This window comes from Leptospira wolffii serovar Khorat str. Khorat-H2 (genome assembly GCF_000306115.2).
In the GTDB taxonomy this organism is placed as follows: domain Bacteria; phylum Spirochaetota; class Leptospiria; order Leptospirales; family Leptospiraceae; genus Leptospira_B; species Leptospira_B wolffii.
This window is the reverse complement of the sequence record NZ_AKWX02000007.1, coordinates 570,917-587,771: the sequence shown is the minus strand read 5'-3', so window position 1 is coordinate 587,771 and position 16,855 is coordinate 570,917. Positions and strand designations below refer to the sequence as shown.

Genomic DNA, 16,855 nt, shown 5'->3' with positions numbered 1-16,855 from the left:
TCACTATAAAATCATCTGACGAGGGTTTCAAATCCGAGCTACTACCGGGAAGAATTTTCCAAGCCTAAGGGGAAAGTTTCGGAAAGAAAGCCGTTTTTTTCCCCGGATTTCGCCGTTTTTGAGAGACGAAAAGTTTCCACCAAGATACCCTTGCGAGCATTCTAGGAGTAATTAGAATGGAGAAAGAGATTTCCAGAAAACAATTATTGGGATGGACAGGAGCCGCTTTTGCAGCCATGGCAAGCGCGTCCGTTTTCGCCCACGATCATGAACATGATCCTAAAAAAGGAAAGAAAGGCTCAAAAAAAGAACAGGCCCCAAAAGCTTCCAAACAACCGGTAGGAGCTATAGACGCTGCGGCTCAATGCGTGGTCAAAGGCCAAATCTGCATCAATATGTGCATAGAATTCCTAGGAGAAGGTCATCAGGAAATGGCCAATTGCCTGAGAAGCGTGGAGGAGACCTCCGCTCTTTGCGAAGCTTTCATAAAGCTCGCTTCCCGTAAGTCTCCGGGAACCAAGAAACTCGCGAGCCTCTGCCTGGAGTCTTGCGAAAGATGCGCTGCTCAATGCGATAAACACGCGGATCACCACCAGGAATGCAAGGATTGCTCCGATTCCTGCAAAGCGTGCATCGAGGAATTCAAAAAGATCATCGCCGCCTAACTAGAGAAAAGGAAATTCCACCTTATATAGTGTTCCTTCGGAACCGGTTTGGATATCCAATTTAGCTTTCAGCTGTTTCGACAAAATACGGATCAGCTGGAAGCCGAGAGTCTCCTTATTTTCCACTTCCGAAAAATTAGCGATCCCTTTGCCGTTATCCCCCACTTCCAACCGAAAAGAGCCCTTCCCGGATTTGGCCCGGATATAAAACTCTCCCACCTTCTTTTCTCCGTAGGCGTATTTGATGGAGTTAGTTGCGATCTCGTTGATCATCATGCCGATGGGCAAAGCCTTTTCGGCGGCGAGACTCAAATCTCCCACTTCTACCAGTCTTTTCACCCCTTGTCCGATCCCGTATACGTTCCAAAGATTATCCAAAAGTTTATCCACGTAAGCGCTCAAACCTACCTCCGAAAGATTTTTGGAATTATACAATTCGTTATGTACCAAAGACATGGAATAGATACGACTCTCCGTATCCTTTAGTTCGCGGATCACGTCCTTATTCTTCGCGTAATTCGCCTGCAAGTTCAAAAGACTCGCCATGATCTGAAGATTATTCTTCACCCTATGATGGATCTCCTGGAGCATCGCTTCCTTATCTCTTAGAGATTGGATCAGACTATCTTCGGATTGTTTCCACTTGGTCATATCGACGAGAATCGCAAGTACGATTTCTCGCCCGCGCAATCGGAAACGGTAGGAGGTATTTTCCACGAGCAGAGGACTTCCGTCCTTTCTTCTATGATGATGGGTTTCCGGTTCGTTCTTGCCGTAATTCAGAATGGGAATATGATTTTCCCTCTTTCCGTTCGGAAGTTCAAAAAGATTATGAAATCTCAATCCTTTCACTTCCTCTCTTCTATATCCGTAGATTTTCTCGACTTCCTGATTGGAATCCACGATCTCGTAAGTGTCGTAATCGTAAAGAATGACCGGATGCGGATTGTTTTCGAAGATCAGTCTGTATCTTTCTTCGCTTTCCCGAAGCATATAGGATTGCTCCTCCAATTTGGAGAGCATATAATGCCTTTCGATCGCGTATAGAATGGAACGGAATAGTAGCAAGGAATCGAACTTGCCCTTGATCAGATAATCCTGGGCTCCCGCTTTCAAGGCTTCGGTGGCCAGAGTTTCGTCCTCCGATCCGGAACAGATCACGATGGGAATCTTAGGAAAATTCTTCTTGAGGGTCTCGAAACCGTCCAAACCGAAACTGTCCGGAAGAGAGAGATCCAGGATGATGCAATCTATTTCGGAAGAATACTCGTTCAATTCGCTTAATGCGTCCGAAATAGTCAGGCAATAACGAAGACGGATTCCGTTAGGATCCGCTTCGTGTAATAGAATCTCGAATAATCTGGAGTCGTCTGTATTGTCCTCGACTACGAGAATTTGTTTTTCTTTAGTAGATACTACTCTTGCATTCATTTGGGCGGTAACCGAGACGTCCGGAACCAATAGACCCTAAGATTTTCCATCGCTTCCAAAAAATTTTCGTATTCCACCGGCTTTTGTATGTATGAGTTCGCGTGCAAATTGAAAGTCTCGATCACGTCCCGATCCGATCCGGAAGTGGTCAATACCACCACCGGGATTCTTTTATAGTCCGGATCGGACTTCAATTCTTCCAAGACTTCCAAACCGTTTTTCTTAGGCAGATTCAGGTCTAATAGAATCAGATCCGGACGGGCAGATCCTACGAATTCCCCTTCTCCTTTTACGAAATCCATCGCTTCCTCTCCGTCTTTGGCAACGAATAATCGCTTTTCGGATTCCAGATCCCCCAAGGCTTCCATCGTTAACCGAACATCCGCGGGGTTATCCTCCACGAGAAGGATATCGAAGTATTTCTTTCTGGCAGCGCTCATCCATTCACCTCCGGGAGAGTAAAGAAGAATTGGGATCCCTCTCCTATCGAGGATTTCACCCATATTCTCCCGCCGTGATTCTCCACGATTTTTTTACAGATCGAAAGGCCGATACCCGTTCCCGGATACTGGGTTCGAACATGCAGCTTTTGAAATATAATAAAGATTCGATCGAAGTATTTCGCATCCATGCCTATGCCGTTATCGGAGACTTCGAACTCCCAAAACCCCGGAATTTTTCGCGAGGAAACCGAAACGATCGGATCCCTATTCGGATACCGGAACTTGACTCCGTTCGATATGAGATTGGTGAGTAACCTGCGAATCTGATCCGAATCCGCATACACCTCGGGAAGTTCTCCCTTTATCTCCAATTTGACCGAATTATCCGAAAGAACGGAGGATAGATCTCTTACTGCTTCCTCCAAGACGGAGTGCAAAGATATTTTTTCCTTCTTCAGGGAAGAAGCGCCCACTCTAGAATAGCTCAGAAGACTTTCGATCAGTCCCTGCTGCCTTTTTGCGGCTTCCACTGAAATACGTATGAATTCACGCATCTCCGGTTTGATATCCTCTTGGAATTTCCTCTCCAACAATTGCAGATAGCTTGCGATGGTTCTAAGAGGTTCCTGGAGATCGTGGGAGGCGACGTATGCGAACTGTTCCAATTCCTTATTTGTTTTTTCCAAAGCCCTTAAAGCCTGTTGCAAGGAATTCCTAGATGCAATCTTTTCGGTGATATCCCGATTCACCATGATCACTCCGGGTTCGTCCTCTCCTTCGCTTTGGAATCTCTTAAAGTTCGTTTCAATAGCAATTTTACGACCAGAAGGAAGCACATGCACCAACTCTATTTTGGAGGTACCCTCCAAATCCCAGTCTTTCATGGCATTTTCTTTATCTTTTTCACTGAACCATTCGGGAGTGAATAGATCCGTATAATGACGTCCTATATAATTCTCAGATCCGATCCCGTAGAGTGAGGCGGCCGGCTCGTTATAATAAACGATCTTTCTACGGTTATCCAGGGCTATGACTGCATCGCTCACTTGAGAAAGAACCGCCAGGTTGAATCTGTTTTGTTTTTCCGTTTCCACTCTGGCGGAGACGTCCGTCCCGGATACGAGAACGCAATCTTTTCCACCGAATCTCATCATGGAAGTGACTAGATCCAGATGAATGATACTTGCATCTTTTCTAATATGCCTGACTTCTTGGAAAAAGTTCGGACCGATCTCCAGATTTCGAATCTTATCTCGGACTTCTTCCCTATCCTCGGGCAAACGCAGTTCCAGAATCGGCTTTCCTACGAATTCTTCCTCTGAATACCCGTAAATTTGGATAGCGGTTCGATTTACCGCCACCACCCTGAATTCTTCTCGATCGAAAAGGATCATGATCTGCGGATTATTCTGGAAAAGATTGCGATAATTCTCCTCGCTTTCCCGGACCTTGGATTCGTAAACGAGACGATCGGAAATATCGTAAGTGATCCCCAAAACCTCTTCCGTATCCTTTCCGTTTCGAATCTTAGGATACATTCTCGTTTCTAGAAATCTTCCGTTCTGTACGGATTGATAAAAACTTTCCTCACCGGCGAGCGCCTTATGAAAAGCCTCCAAAGCTTCCGGTCTAGCCTCCGCTCTCTCATAAATCGTCTGCCCTACGGTTTCTCCGGATTGAAATCCCAATCTCTCCAGGCCTTTTCCCTCGGCTAACAGTATCCTTCCTTCCCGGGAAATCGAAAAAACGATCACAGGTAAAGCACCTATTACGGTTTTATAATCTAAGGTGCGGCTCGCAAATTCTCTCTCCGCAAGTTTCTGGTCGGTGATATCGATCGCAATTCCGATCATACCGTTGGTTCTTCCCGATTCATCCTTGGAAGGAGAGAGTCGAAAGGAAAAAAATCGGGAGGCGAAAACGGTTTCCGCGACCACTTCCCCATCGCCGCCTAAAACGAGCCCCAATGCCTCCGCCGGTTTTATGAAACGGCTCGTTCCATCGGATTGCCTAAATTCCGCGTTCCAATCGTAATCCAAAAAGGAAGATCCCACCATGGAATCCGCGGAAAGCCCGATCTTTTCCAAGAAGCGACCGGAAGCATAGTTCAAGATTCCTTTTTTATCCGTGGAGAAGAAGATAATAGGCGTATGAGAAAGGATATAGTTCAGCCTGGACTCAGCGAGTTCCCTTCTTTCCGATAACAAAGTATCGGTTTCGGATTGTTTGGAGGTGGATTCCATGCAAGAATCCCTTGGAATATGCGTTCCGCAGGGACTCTTATTTATGGCGAAATTTAGATATTTTCAAGCATAATTTACAAATTATCTCTAAATATCTCTTAGTATTACATAATTTGACCAAATTTAACCCTTATGGGCTACATTTAGACAATTTCTATAGATTCGATTACCACTGGCTGGATGGGTCGATCTCCCGGTCCGGTCTGGGTTTCGGAAATGGCTTGGACGATGTCCTCTCCCTCCGACACATGACCGAACACCGCGTGTCGATTGTCCAGATAGAGATTGTCCCGAACATTGATGAAAAATTGGGAACCGCCTGTATTCGGGCCCGCATTGGCCATGGAGATGGTAAATTTCTTATTTTTCAGATCCGGATGGAATTCGTCCTTAATCTTATACCCCGGTCCACCGGTTCCGGAGCCATTCGGGCAGCCCCCCTGGATCATAAAATTTGCAATGATCCTATGGAAGATCAGGCCATTATAAAACCCTTTCCTGGCCAATTCGATGAAATTTCCCGCAGTGACGGGAGCTTTCTCCTCATCCAATAAAACGGAGAAGTTTCCCCTATTTGTCAAAAATTTTGCGACTGCCATGTTTGCCTCTGGGGATCCAGGATTTAAAAGGAATCCGAGCAATCAACTCATTCCGGTATTTTCTAGACGGAGTTCTGGCCTAGACTTGTTTTCAATATATAGGGCCTTAGTTCCGATAATTTAACAGAGGATTTACGGAATCTACTTTCCGCTAGACGGTTCCTTTTTTTTCTTTTCCTATAGCTGGCGGAATTAGCGGAGCAGATATTATTTTCAATGCCTTCATCTACTAAATACATCCCACTCGGCCCAAACGGTTCCGTCGCATTCTGGACTGCGGCTCCAGATAAAATCAGGGACGCGGGTTTATTACAGACCTGGACGGACCGAGAAATCAAATCCGTAGTCTGCGTCTTTTCCGAGAAAGGCTCTCCGCTCGTAACCGAGTTGGAGGAGGTACTACATTCCGGAGAATGGAAACTCTTCGCTCTGGAGGTCCCTCCGGGCCCCGAGACCAACGAGTCCGTCTTTCTTTCCTCCTGGAAATTGATTTCCTCCGCCGGAAAATCGAACATACTCTTTCTAATTCCTCCCGAACTCATGGAAAGATGGGAGATCATCCTTTCCAAAATGGTTCTCGCTTCTCACCCCCATCTGGCCTTAGGAGAATTAAGCGCTTGGTTCCCGTCTCTTTCCGGAGAGTCCGAAGGGGAATTATTAGGCGAATTCCGTTCTTATGTTTCCCGCAAAAAAGCTCCTCGGGAAATTCCCGACACACCAAGAGGAGAATTTTCCGTTTTCCTAAAAGAGTTACCTCTCGCCGCCTCCGGAATCGAATTAGGAAGATTCCAAAATGAAAACGGCCATTCTTCTTCCGGAGGAAGATCGAAAAGATCCCTGCGGGACCACGAAGATCATTTCGACGATATACAAACCAAACCGGTAATTTCCTTCGATACAGTCTTTTCCGAGAATAAGGAAAAGCAGGAACCGGAACCGGTTACTCAGGAAGCGAAGCAGCCGGACAAGAAAGAAGCCAAAGTCTCCGAAGTAAAGAAGGAGAATCCGCCTCCTCCTCCGGAACCGAGGGATCCGAGCGCCAGTGCAAAGTTTCCTTTGCAATTGAAGTTGATGGGAGTCATCTCTCTCCTATTAACCGTTACCGTTTCCACAGTCATTCTTTACGCTTCCAGCGAATTCAAAAAGAATTACGAAGTTCGGGTATTGGAGACGAATTTTTCCCTCGTGAATATCCTAGGGATCAAGATCAAATCGGATCTAAAGGATATACGAGACAAAGGTAAAACCTTAGTAGAGAAACTTCTGGATCCTAAGGGTCCCGGAGCTTATGCGGATCTATTCTTCAAAAACGAACCGGACTTTTTGTTAGTCGGAATCTATTCCGTTCAGGACCAACATCTACGTAAGAAAATCATTCTATACAACGATTCCTATCTGGAAGGTATCTCCTCCAACAGGGAAGAATTGGACACCGCGATTGAGCAAAAGGAGTCCTCTTTTCTAAAGACTATCCAGTCCGAAGGAAGAATAGACAATCTTACCGCTTATTTCAAGGAACCTGCCTTTTCCATTTCGGTTTACGATAATACGAGTAAATCCTTACTGGTTTACGTTCTGAGATCGGAGAGATTATTATCCGCATTCCAAAAACAGGATATTAACGTTCCTTTCTTAGTCAACGGCGACGGAGATCTGATCGCGCATCACGATCTACCCCTACTCGCATCCCAAACGAATTGGTCTGATCTTCCCATCTTCGAGACCATGCTTTCTTCCGTTAGAGAGGATAGCCAACAGACTCGTTATGAAGATGGCACTAAGACCAAATATTACGGTTCCTATCAGAAGATGGGATTCGGAGGTTCCGGAGTCATAGTCACTGTTCCCGAAGAAAAAGTCTTCGAGATGGTATACAGAATCCAGACGAAGAATCTTCTCATCATGGCGATCGCTCTTTGCATCGCCTTGATCATCGTATTCTTCTTAGCAAGAAACATCACGGTCCCTATTCTCAAACTTCTATCCGCTACGATCGAGATCGCGAAAGGAAATTTCAGAATCGGAATCCAATCCACCACCAGAGACGAGATCGGAATTCTCACCGATTACTTCGTGAACATGGGCAAAGGATTGGAAGAAAGGGAAAAGGTAAAGGACGCATTAGGTCGTTTCGTAAACAAGGAAATCGCGGAGATGGTTCTGAACAAAGAACTCACTCTGGGAGGAGAGCGGAAGATGTGCGCCATCTTCTTCTCCGATATCCGCTCTTTCACCGCAATTTCGGAAAAACTGCAACCGGAAGAAGTCGTGGAATTTTTAAATGAGTACATGACGGAAATGGTCCGCTGCGTCAACGACACCCACGGGATCGTGGATAAGTTCATCGGAGACGCGATCATGGCTACCTGGGGAGCGGTGAGAACGACGGACGCGGATGCGGAGAATGCCGTGAACGGCGCTCTCATGATGAGAACCGCATTATTAAGATTCAATCAGGGGCGAGGTGGAGACAAAAAACCGGTCATTCGAATAGGATGCGGATTGAATTTCGGTCCCGTGATCGCCGGTCAAATCGGTTCCGAAGAAAGATTGGAATACACCGTGATCGGAGACGCGGTAAACCTCGCTTCTCGGGTGGAAGCATTGAACAAACCTTTCGGAACGGATATACTGATCACTCAGGATCTGTACGATCATGTAAGAAATATCTTCGCAGTCGAAAAAATGCAGTCCATCAAAGTTAAAGGTAAAGAAGAACCCCAGACCATTTATGCAGTCTTAGGTAGAAAGGACGATCCGGATCGTCCCGTAAATCTGGAAGATCTCAGAAAGCGTTTGGGAATAGAATACGATACCAAGAAAAAGGCCAAGGCGGGGGACGAGGAAGAGGAATTAAAGTATGAGATACTTGACTGATGGCAGATATGTCGTCACCGCTCTACTTCTACTTTTGTTTCTCTTTTCCGGCCTCTTATATCTGTACGCAAACGCCGGCCCCAAGACAGGAACGAACAAAATCGTAGGCGAGCTCAAGTCCAAGCAATTTAAAATATTAAGAAAATTGGATTCCGAAGTGGTGTGGGAGGAATTGGACGAATCCGATCCGATCCGCTATAAGGATACCATTCGCACGGAAGAAGGCTCGGAAGCCGTGCTTCTTTTCACGGACGGAGAGAATTCCGCCGAGATCCGTTTGGATGAACGAAGCATGATCCTCGTGGAAGACACGGACAAAATCAGCTTTATGTCCGGTTCCCTTTCCGCCACGAGTAGTGGAGGAGGAGCCAAACTGCAGATCAGCGCGGGAGATACTAAGATCTCTCTCGGAAATTCCGACGTAAAACTTTCTTCCGACGATAACAAGGGACTCAATCTTGAGGTCAAGAAGGGAGAGGCAAAAGTCGCCTCCGCCTCGGGAGAAAGCGTAGTAAGTAATAATCAATCCGCCGACGTCCAAGGCGGGAAAGTGGAAGTGCACTCCCTAAATCTGGAAACGATCAGTCCTGTCGATAAATCCAATATTCCCGTTAAGACGGAAACCGCAAACCTGGGCCTAAGTTGGAAGCCTGCTCCCGGAGTGAAGTCTTACAGAGTGGAGTTGGCCAAGGACTCCGGATTCAGAACAGGACTCAAGAAATGGAATACGAATGCGACCAATACTTCCGTATCCTTAACCGGCGGTTCCTATTATTGGAGAGTCATAGGAAAGAATCCTCAATCGGGTAAGGAAGAGTCCAGTTCCTCCAAAAATTTCCGACTCATTTCCTGGTCCAAGCCCAGACTCCTCTCCCCCACCTCCAAGGAAGTATTCTCTTATTCTGCAAACTTGGCGCCGATTCGATTCCAATGGTCCACGAACGATCCCGGATCCAAGTATAAATTGGAAGTCTCCGAGGACGGAGGCTTTAAACAAATATTATATTCGGCGGACTCTAACGTAGGATTCGCAAAATGGGATCCCAAACCGGAGGGACAATTCTTCGCAAGAGTAAGGATGTTCTCCGAAAGAGAGGGCTTTACTGAATTAGTCTCGGATCCCGTCCCATTCTCCGTCAGGAAACTGACCCAAGCGGAACCTCCTCAACTTCTCAAACCTTTGGCGGGAGAAGAAATAGGAATCCGTATATTCAAAAACGGATCCTTCTTCAGTTGGAGTTCCAACAAGGAATTCAAATCCTATATCCTCGAAATAGCTTCCGATCCGGATTTCAAAAGCGTGATTTATTCCAAGAATACTACGGCTAACTTTATAAAACCGGAATATGATTGGAAAGAGAACACCTATTATTGGAGAGTTCGTGCGAACTTAGTGAGCCAGGGAGAGATTTCTTCCGCAGTGAATCGTTTCGTTCTCAAGCCTCTTCTCCCCATGAGACTCGCATTTCCTAAGGACGGATCGGAGTTAGGTCATCCGAGTGACGGAAAACTATCCTTTAGATGGGACAGACCGGATCCTACCGGAACCTATAAGTTGGAAGTCTCCCGGGAAGCCAATTTCGGCTCCAAAGTTACCGATACGAATATTCGCTCGGGAGTCGGTTCCGTGGATCTGCCGGGCCCCGGGAATTATTACTGGAGAGTGTCTCTTCTATCCCCTGAGGGAGATACGATTATCGTAAGTCCTGTCGCCGCTTTCAAAACCTTGGATTCGGCTCCTTTTGTAACCCCGTCCTATCCTAGAGATGGAGACAAGGTGGATTTGGACGAGAAGGAAAGTTTGGCATTCTACTGGGAATCGGAAGGAAAAGCGGATTCTTATATTCTGGAATTATTAGAGTCGAATAAAAAAGCCTGGAAAACCGTGTTCAAAAAGGAAATTCGAGGAGAATCTTTCGATTTCCGAGAGTTATATAGATTGAAAGAGGGAAAATACCAGTGGAGATTGAGCGCGAAATACCGGGACTCCTCGGGAGCCGCACGCACCACTCTTCCGCTTTCCAGAGATTTCGAAGTGGTGATCTCGGCGACTCTGAAAGCGCCAGAGGTTCTTACTCCTAAGGAATTCTATGTCGAGTAGAGTCTTATATATCTCCAAAAGAATTTTCTGGATCCTCGGAATCCTATTATTCTCCGTACCTTTATTTGCGAAAGAAGAAGGTGTAAAGTTGGAATGGAAACCCATTCCCGATGCGGGCGGTTACGTAGTCGAGATCAAGGATTCTCGCGGAAAAATCACCCGAGAGAAAACCAACGCCACTCAGATCCAAGTCGTACTCCCTCCGGGAACCTACGAACATAGGATAGGAGTATTGAATCGCTACGGAAGAGTCTCCGTATTTTCCACTTGGATTCCGTTCGACGTTATTCTCTCTCAGAAGCCCGAAATTCTCGCCGCCTCCCAAAGTAAATTCCTAAACAAGGATCTTCCGGACACTTTGGAAATCAAAGGAAAGCATTTCACGGACGGCACCAAAATCACATTAAAAGATTCTAAAGGAAACGAGATCCCGATTAAGTCCATGGAAGTCAAGGATTCCGAGACCATAGTCGTTACGATAGATAAGAGGAAGGCACCGGAGGGAGCCATTTCTCTCCGGATCGAGAACCCTAGAAACAAGGTCGCCGAAAAGGACAATTATCTCCTACTAGCGGAGACTCCGGAACAATTGGCGGAATTAGAAGAGGAAAAAAGTTCCAAGGTTTCTTCCTCTTCCAGCTTTTTCGATTTCGGCGCGGCAGCCAGATCCGCAGTACTCCCAGGTTGGGGACAAGCCTATCAAAACAAATCCAAACTGCATACCTTCGTCTTTCCGGCATTGATCATCGGAGCGGGCTCATACGCCGCTTTCCAGGGAAGCACTTACTTAAGCTCGGTCCACTCATTGGATGCGGCTAGATCGAATAATATTCTTCTGAACGCCGCCTTTCTCCAGACGGGAGATCCGACCTTATTCAATCTCGCCTTCATGAATTACATGCAAATCTCGCCCAAATATTCCGCAGCTTCCGCAAACTTCGGTCAATTGGAAGTTGCGATCGGAGTCGTGGGCTTATTCTATTTAGTGAATCTTTTGGATGCGGGGTTCATTTCCGGACCGAAACAGATCCTAGTGGAAGGGACGAACGCCCCGGTTACAGTTTCCCCTCTGTTTAGAAACGTTCCGGAATCGGAGCGTTGGAGTTCCTACACGGGTTCCGGCTCCCCTGTTTTATCTCAAAGAATGGAATTCGGCGCTCAATTTTCCTGGTAAGGATTGTTATTCTCTTAGAGCCCGGAAAGAAACATGAAATCCTTCCCAAGACATTTATCGTTAAAAATCGCATATTTGCTCTTAGGTGGGATTTTATGCTCGTTTCTTGCGGCTTGCTATAAATCCCCTACCGCAGGCGGCCTATTCGATTTTATTCCCCTGCAAACGAGCTATCAGGCTCTGGGTTCCCCCGGAGTCATAGAAGTAAACGTAGTCGGTTTGACTTCGGTTACCGTATCCAGCGCCCTAGTTGTGGATAATTCTTTCGGAGATCCTTCCTTAAGTTTCACCGCGGACGGCGCGCAGAATTTTTCCGTGTCTCACAAGGCCGGCTTGCCCGTATCGCTCACTCTCACTCAACCGACTACGACTCCTCCGGTTGCTTGTAGCGTTTTCAGTCCTCCTACGGCAACCGCCCCGATAAAAACAGTCTTCACGGTTCAATGTGCGGTCGCGAAACACAAGGTCAGCGTTAAAGTATTCGGTGTATATCAATCCAACCCGTCAGGTCTTATCCTCGCCAATAAAGTCGGCAGCAGCATAGAAACCCTGTCCGTCAATTCAGGCGACGGAGTTTACGATTTTCCGACCCAAGTGGGTGAGACCGTCTCCTATTCCGTCTTTGTAGCCGCAAGTCCGAGTAACCACGAATGCTTTATGAAAACCTCCACGAGTCCCGCTCCTACGGGGACTATGGGGACCTCGGATATCACCTTATTCGTAAATTGTCTAAGTGCGATCAAACTCCCTGCAAACGTAGCCTTGGCTCCGAATTCTTTACAGTTCGTTTTCTCCACTCCTAACGTCACGGGTTGCGGCTTTAGTTCCGGTCCGGTGCCAAACGGATATACGGATCTCAGTCCGCAAACTTCCTCCGCACTGATTTCGTACAGTAACGTAGTAGATACTACGGTAGTCACCGTTTCACCTACGAGCACTTGGGGTTCCGGAGCTCAAATCAAAGGATGGTTGAGCCTAAAGAGTTGCTCGGCGGGAGGAGAAATCGCATACGATGGAAATAAGAACGTAGAGCTGCAATTAACGATCGCGCAGAATGTGAAGTATGTGAACGGCGGAATTGTCGGCGGTACGATGGATTGTTCCTCGGACGTGAATGCCTGCGTCAATATCCAGGACGGAATCACCGCATGTAACGCCACCGGACAGGTTTGCTACGTATTAGTCGCGCAAGGGAATTATATTCTCAGCAACTTAAGCGGGAATACGAATATTATACTTAACGCCAAGACTTCTCTCGTAGGAAGTTTTAGCACAGATTTTCAATCCCAAGGATCGGACTACCAAACGTCTATCAGCGACGCAAGAACCGTTTGTCTCACTCCAGGAAGTCTACTCTTAGGAGCCTCTTTTTGCCCCGTCATCGAGATCTCCCCTTCCGTCGCCTTAGGATCCGGAGAAATATTAGAAGTTAGCAATATTTCAATATATGGACACGCTACCAAGCAAAAGGTCGCTCCCATCTTCGTTTATAATTATAGCGGATCCGGTAAGGTCCGGATTTCCAAAACGGGAATGTTCGCCGGAAAAAATCTCGGGGTCACGAATAGTTCGGACGAAAGATACGGAATCGTAGTCACCAACGCGAATAATGTGGAGATCTTCTCCAACATCATCATCGGAGGAGAAGGATCCGGAATCTCCGCGGGAGCCATATTGGACAATCCCAATTATAACGCCGCAGGTTATTCTTCCCTTTATAATAACCTGATCGACGGCGGATCCTCTGCAGGTCTTTTAGCGACAACCTATTCTACCGGAATAGAGATGCGAAACGTCGTATTGGGGAGATACGCAGTTGCCAACAACCAGATCAATTATTACCAATATGTGAATCCGGGAGCGCCTGTAGGCCGAAGAACCGTCGGGATTCGTTTTGCGGCCACCTCTAGCGGACTCGTGAACTCCTACTAAGTCCATAACTCGGTCTATGCAGGCAACGGCTCGGTTTCCGCCAAGGCGGTGGAAAACGTTCTCGTGGGTCCTACTTCTCAAGTATTACAAATTTTTAATAATATGTTCTTCGGAGCGGATACCACCGGACCGAACATAGCCTTCGATACTTCTCAACTTCTTAGCGGCGTAATTGCGGGGAATAATTATTACGGAACGACATTACTGAATTATGGACTATCTGCGGCCACATACTGCCCTTTCGATTATCAGTTCACTACGGATTTTCCTGCGACTTGCTCCCCTGCCGGAGCCCCTCCCGCAGGTTTCACGAACATGACACAATATAGTAAGAATGTAACGTTCGTAAATTCTCCCGCTTCCTATCTGGCAGTGACCGCTTTCTTACCGGAGCTGATCTTGAAGGATATTCCTTGCGATGTTCGCTCCGGTTCGGTGGGGTATGGGATCGATTCCTACTTCTCCTATATTCAGGATAACGACTTCTTTTTCCGCCCTAGGACCACTTCACTTTACGGCCGTACTTTGGGAGCAATCGAAATCGATGCAAGCACCTGCAGTCCTTGAAAAACTACGGCCAAAAGAAATCCCCCAAGGGATATTTTTTCTTTCTAAGCTCCAGGTCTTATACCTGGGTCTAGTCTTGGATTTCCCTCGAAATGCTAATTTAAAGCAGGGATCCCGATTTTGGGATGAAATTTATTGAGCTCCGGATTGTCCTACTTAATTAGGGGATACGAAATCTTGCTGCAGTATAGATTTGTCCAAGCCCGAATCCATTCACCTCTTTCTGGGCCTATTTGTATTCTCATTCCGTTACAAAGATCCCCAAAACGGAAGCTTTTTGGAAACTATCATCTTCTACCTCAAAGAATGGAATTAGAAGTGCAATTCATATGATAACTCTCAAGAATTATCTCCCGAAATCATATTCTGCTCTACTGATCCTATTCACTTTGGGCACGATGGGCTGTTATACCCGTCCTAAAAAATCGGGCATTTTAGATTTTATGAATATATCTAATTTCGTGTCCTATTTAACCGGTTCTTCCTTTCCGTTAAATGTTCAAGTAAACGGTCTGACCAACTCAGGCGTTTTAGTGGTGGAATTGGCAAGCACCGCAGAACAACTTACTTTCTCCGCCGCAGGAACGAATTCTTTTAGCGGATATTATGATTCGAATATTGTTTATACCTTAAATATCGTATCCCAACCTGCAACAACTCCTACCCAGACCTGTGTCATTAGTAACCCGAATCTTACTCTTACTTTTGCGAGTACTACATTCGTGGTGAACTGTGCGGAAAACTGGTATAAGGCAAATGTTGCCGTTACGGGAATAGACAGCACAAACACTACAAATTTACAAATTTATAATAATGGAACGGACCTAAAAACGACCTCCGCCAACGGAACGGTAAGTTTCGACGTGGGGGACGGATTAGCTTACGATATCACGATCGGATCAGTTCCCACAGTTCCCTCCACCCATACTTGTCAGGTTGTTACTTCTCCGGCAAACGGAACTATCGCAGGTGCGGATGTAAACTTGCAGATCAGTTGCTTGAGCCTAATGAAGACGAGCGTGATTGCCGGCGGATTTATGCCTTCTACCAAGGCAATGACCTTCACATTCTCCGGTCCTGTGACCGGATGCGTATTGGATTCGACGGGCGGCGGTCCTCCTTATTCGGCGGGGATGGCAAGCGGAAGTCCCGGTGTGACTTATATTGGAAATGGGGCAAGGATTGCGCCGACTACTCTACCCTGGTCTTTTGGAGCTTTTACCTTTCCTCTACAAGTAAACTTTACTCTGACAGGATGTGCGGATGCGGTGGCAGCGGCAAATAACGGGGCCGCTCTATCCGTGACCGTTAAAATGATGGAAGGTGACGTTTACTTCATAAGCGATACTTCCGGAAATGATAGTAATAGTTGTATGGATCCTAGCGATTCGTGCAAAACCATTCAGACCGGCGTAAACCTATGCTCTTCTTCAAGCATTTGTACTGTATTTGTAGAAGGAGGAAATTATATCATTTCCGGTTCCGTATCACCTATCTCTCTCACTTCTACCGGAGGAGTCAGACTTTTAGGAAGTTTCGACCCGACATTCACCACCCAAAGTTTGGATCTAACCCCTAGTAGGATCGCGGATAATAGGACAGTCGCCCAATGTCCGGGAACAGCTTTAAGCTCGAATGAGTGTGCCCCGATCACGATCACAGCGTCCGGGATGGCAGGAGATTCAACCAAAGCCCATGTAGTCCAAGGTTTTAGTATATTTGCGGATGAAACGAAACCGAACGCGTTCGGTATTCGATTCCTGAACGGCGATGCGAATAGTTATGCATACGTCTTTGGAAATTATATTTCCGGAGGGGAAGGAGGACTAGGAGTCGAGAATTCCACCGGAACACGAGGCGGGATCGACCTTACTTCATCTGCTTCTAATAACCAAATCGATACGAATGTGATTAAAGGAGGTTTTGGTGCGTTAAACTCTACTGCGGTTTATAGTTTTAATTCTAACGCCTATTTACTTCGAAATAGGATCAGCGGGGACAAAGCTGCAAATGATTCCCATTCAGTGTGGGTCGTGAATTTTGCGGATTCATTAATAGCAATAATCAATAATACGATGAATTTCCGACAATATACGGATGCTTCCGTAACTTCTAAGTTTACTTATGGGATCCGTACTGAGGAGAATGCGGCTGCTCTAATTAAACACTATATAGCGGGAAATACGATCTATTCTAACGGAGCTACCGTAGGTTCCAATTACGGAATCTATATAACCGGAGCAGCAACGAACGCGCAGATTGCGAACAATCTCATTCTCGCTCAAGGAAGCAACGGAGTCTGTGCACAATTCTCAACAGATCCGAATGTAAATAATGCGATGTTTCGAGGAAATAATCTCGCTTGTAGCGCGGGCACTTTAGTGAAATCCTCTGCAACAACATATAATATGCTTTGCTCCGGAGTATTTACGAATACTGCATTATGTGCGTTGGCCCTTCTCAGCGATAAGTTTATGAACAATGGTCTTTCCACTGTCAGATCGGATCAAAACTTTACGGATGCTCCTAGCTTCAACAGCTATCCTCCCCTCCAACCTTGGCTGTCACTGAATACAGCAGCAGGTGGTCCATGCAATATCGCATTCGGAGGAGTGGAAACGTCTGCTTATCTGAATAGCTTTGATCCTATTTATAAAGTGGATGCAGTCATAGGCTCTCCTGTTACTAGAACCACATCTTCAGGTGGAAGTACTCCATCCGGCTCTGCTGGTTATTCTATAGGAGCTTTTGAGATAGATTCAACCTGCTTCTAAGAGCTTTTGAGTTAGATGACGTAAAGTATATGCGCTTTAAGCCAATCAA

The 16,855-nt window shown here is 46.4% G+C and carries 11 protein-coding genes; 7 read left to right on the top strand and 4 right to left on the bottom strand.

The window, feature by feature from the left end:
* The first annotated feature begins 176 nt into the window (after positions 1 to 176).
* Positions 177 to 665 carry a four-helix bundle copper-binding protein gene (locus tag LEP1GSC061_RS06940; RefSeq protein ID WP_040508117.1) on the top strand — a complete coding sequence of 163 codons (489 nt, stop codon included), beginning with the start codon at positions 177 to 179 and terminating at the stop codon, positions 663 to 665.
* On the opposite strand, the gene LEP1GSC061_RS06935 is transcribed toward LEP1GSC061_RS06940, so the two are convergent.
* From LEP1GSC061_RS06935 to LEP1GSC061_RS06920, 4 genes are all read right to left on the bottom strand, one after another.
* On the bottom strand, positions 666 to 2,096 hold the full coding sequence (locus LEP1GSC061_RS06935; RefSeq protein WP_016545016.1) for a histidine kinase dimerization/phosphoacceptor domain -containing protein: 1,431 nt from the start codon (positions 2,094 to 2,096) through the stop codon (positions 666 to 668).
* Positions 2,093 to 2,536: a response regulator gene (locus LEP1GSC061_RS06930; protein WP_016544654.1), complete on the bottom strand. Its 444-nt coding sequence runs from the start codon at positions 2,534 to 2,536 to the stop codon at positions 2,093 to 2,095. The genes LEP1GSC061_RS06935 and LEP1GSC061_RS06930 overlap by 4 nt, the downstream gene beginning before the upstream one ends.
* Complete coding sequence (locus tag LEP1GSC061_RS06925) at positions 2,533 to 4,782, bottom strand: PAS domain-containing sensor histidine kinase (protein ID WP_016544370.1); 2,250 nt, start codon at positions 4,780 to 4,782, stop codon at positions 2,533 to 2,535. The genes LEP1GSC061_RS06930 and LEP1GSC061_RS06925 overlap by 4 nt, the downstream gene beginning before the upstream one ends.
* Before the next feature lie 143 nt (positions 4,783 to 4,925).
* Positions 4,926 to 5,381 (bottom strand): peptidylprolyl isomerase, encoded by a 456-nt coding sequence (locus LEP1GSC061_RS06920; protein ID WP_040508238.1) that lies wholly within the window; start codon positions 5,379 to 5,381, stop codon positions 4,926 to 4,928.
* A gap of 216 nt (positions 5,382 to 5,597) precedes the next feature.
* Here LEP1GSC061_RS06920 and LEP1GSC061_RS06915 point away from each other — a divergent pair, with 216 nt between their 5' ends.
* The 6 genes from LEP1GSC061_RS06915 to LEP1GSC061_RS06890 all read left to right on the top strand — a co-directional run bounded on the left by LEP1GSC061_RS06915 (position 5,598) and on the right by LEP1GSC061_RS06890 (position 16,806).
* Positions 5,598 to 8,258, top strand: a complete 2,661-nt coding sequence (locus LEP1GSC061_RS06915; protein ID WP_016544400.1) for an adenylate/guanylate cyclase domain-containing protein — start codon at positions 5,598 to 5,600, stop codon at positions 8,256 to 8,258.
* Positions 8,242 to 10,359 (top strand): FecR domain-containing protein, encoded by a 2,118-nt coding sequence (locus LEP1GSC061_RS06910; RefSeq protein WP_016544395.1) that lies wholly within the window; start codon positions 8,242 to 8,244, stop codon positions 10,357 to 10,359. The genes LEP1GSC061_RS06915 and LEP1GSC061_RS06910 overlap by 17 nt, the downstream gene beginning before the upstream one ends.
* Positions 10,349 to 11,533 carry an LIC11435 family protein gene (locus LEP1GSC061_RS06905; RefSeq protein ID WP_016544488.1) on the top strand — a complete coding sequence of 395 codons (1,185 nt, stop codon included), beginning with the start codon at positions 10,349 to 10,351 and terminating at the stop codon, positions 11,531 to 11,533. The genes LEP1GSC061_RS06910 and LEP1GSC061_RS06905 overlap by 11 nt, the downstream gene beginning before the upstream one ends.
* A gap of 33 nt (positions 11,534 to 11,566) precedes the next feature.
* Positions 11,567 to 13,465, top strand: a complete 1,899-nt coding sequence (locus LEP1GSC061_RS06900; RefSeq protein WP_016544690.1) for a hypothetical protein — start codon at positions 11,567 to 11,569, stop codon at positions 13,463 to 13,465.
* A gap of 48 nt (positions 13,466 to 13,513) precedes the next feature.
* Positions 13,514 to 14,032: a hypothetical protein gene (locus LEP1GSC061_RS06895; RefSeq protein WP_016544491.1), complete on the top strand. Its 519-nt coding sequence runs from the start codon at positions 13,514 to 13,516 to the stop codon at positions 14,030 to 14,032.
* A 329-nt stretch (positions 14,033 to 14,361) separates the two neighbouring features.
* Positions 14,362 to 16,806: a hypothetical protein gene (locus LEP1GSC061_RS06890; RefSeq protein WP_016545076.1), complete on the top strand. Its 2,445-nt coding sequence runs from the start codon at positions 14,362 to 14,364 to the stop codon at positions 16,804 to 16,806.
* Positions 16,807 to 16,855 lie beyond the last annotated feature (49 nt).

Bases quoted from the DNA above. Each gene is read 5' to 3' on its own strand.
- LEP1GSC061_RS06935 (WP_016545016.1), bottom strand. From the start codon at position 2,096: ATGAATGCAAGAGTAGTATCTACTAAAGAAAAACAAATTCTCGTAGTC.
- LEP1GSC061_RS06915 (WP_016544400.1), top strand. From the start codon at position 5,598: ATGCCTTCATCTACTAAATACATCCCACTCGGCCCAAACGGTTCCGTC.
- LEP1GSC061_RS06920 (WP_040508238.1), bottom strand. From the start codon at position 5,381: ATGGCAGTCGCAAAATTTTTGACAAATAGGGGAAACTTCTCCGTTTTA.
- LEP1GSC061_RS06910 (WP_016544395.1), top strand. From the start codon at position 8,242: ATGAGATACTTGACTGATGGCAGATATGTCGTCACCGCTCTACTTCTA.
- LEP1GSC061_RS06940 (WP_040508117.1), top strand. From the start codon at position 177: ATGGAGAAAGAGATTTCCAGAAAACAATTATTGGGATGGACAGGAGCC.
- LEP1GSC061_RS06900 (WP_016544690.1), top strand. From the start codon at position 11,567: ATGAAATCCTTCCCAAGACATTTATCGTTAAAAATCGCATATTTGCTC.
- LEP1GSC061_RS06905 (WP_016544488.1), top strand. From the start codon at position 10,349: ATGTCGAGTAGAGTCTTATATATCTCCAAAAGAATTTTCTGGATCCTC.
- LEP1GSC061_RS06930 (WP_016544654.1), bottom strand. From the start codon at position 2,536: ATGAGCGCTGCCAGAAAGAAATACTTCGATATCCTTCTCGTGGAGGAT.
- LEP1GSC061_RS06925 (WP_016544370.1), bottom strand. From the start codon at position 4,782: ATGGAATCCACCTCCAAACAATCCGAAACCGATACTTTGTTATCGGAA.
- LEP1GSC061_RS06890 (WP_016545076.1), top strand. From the start codon at position 14,362: ATGATAACTCTCAAGAATTATCTCCCGAAATCATATTCTGCTCTACTG.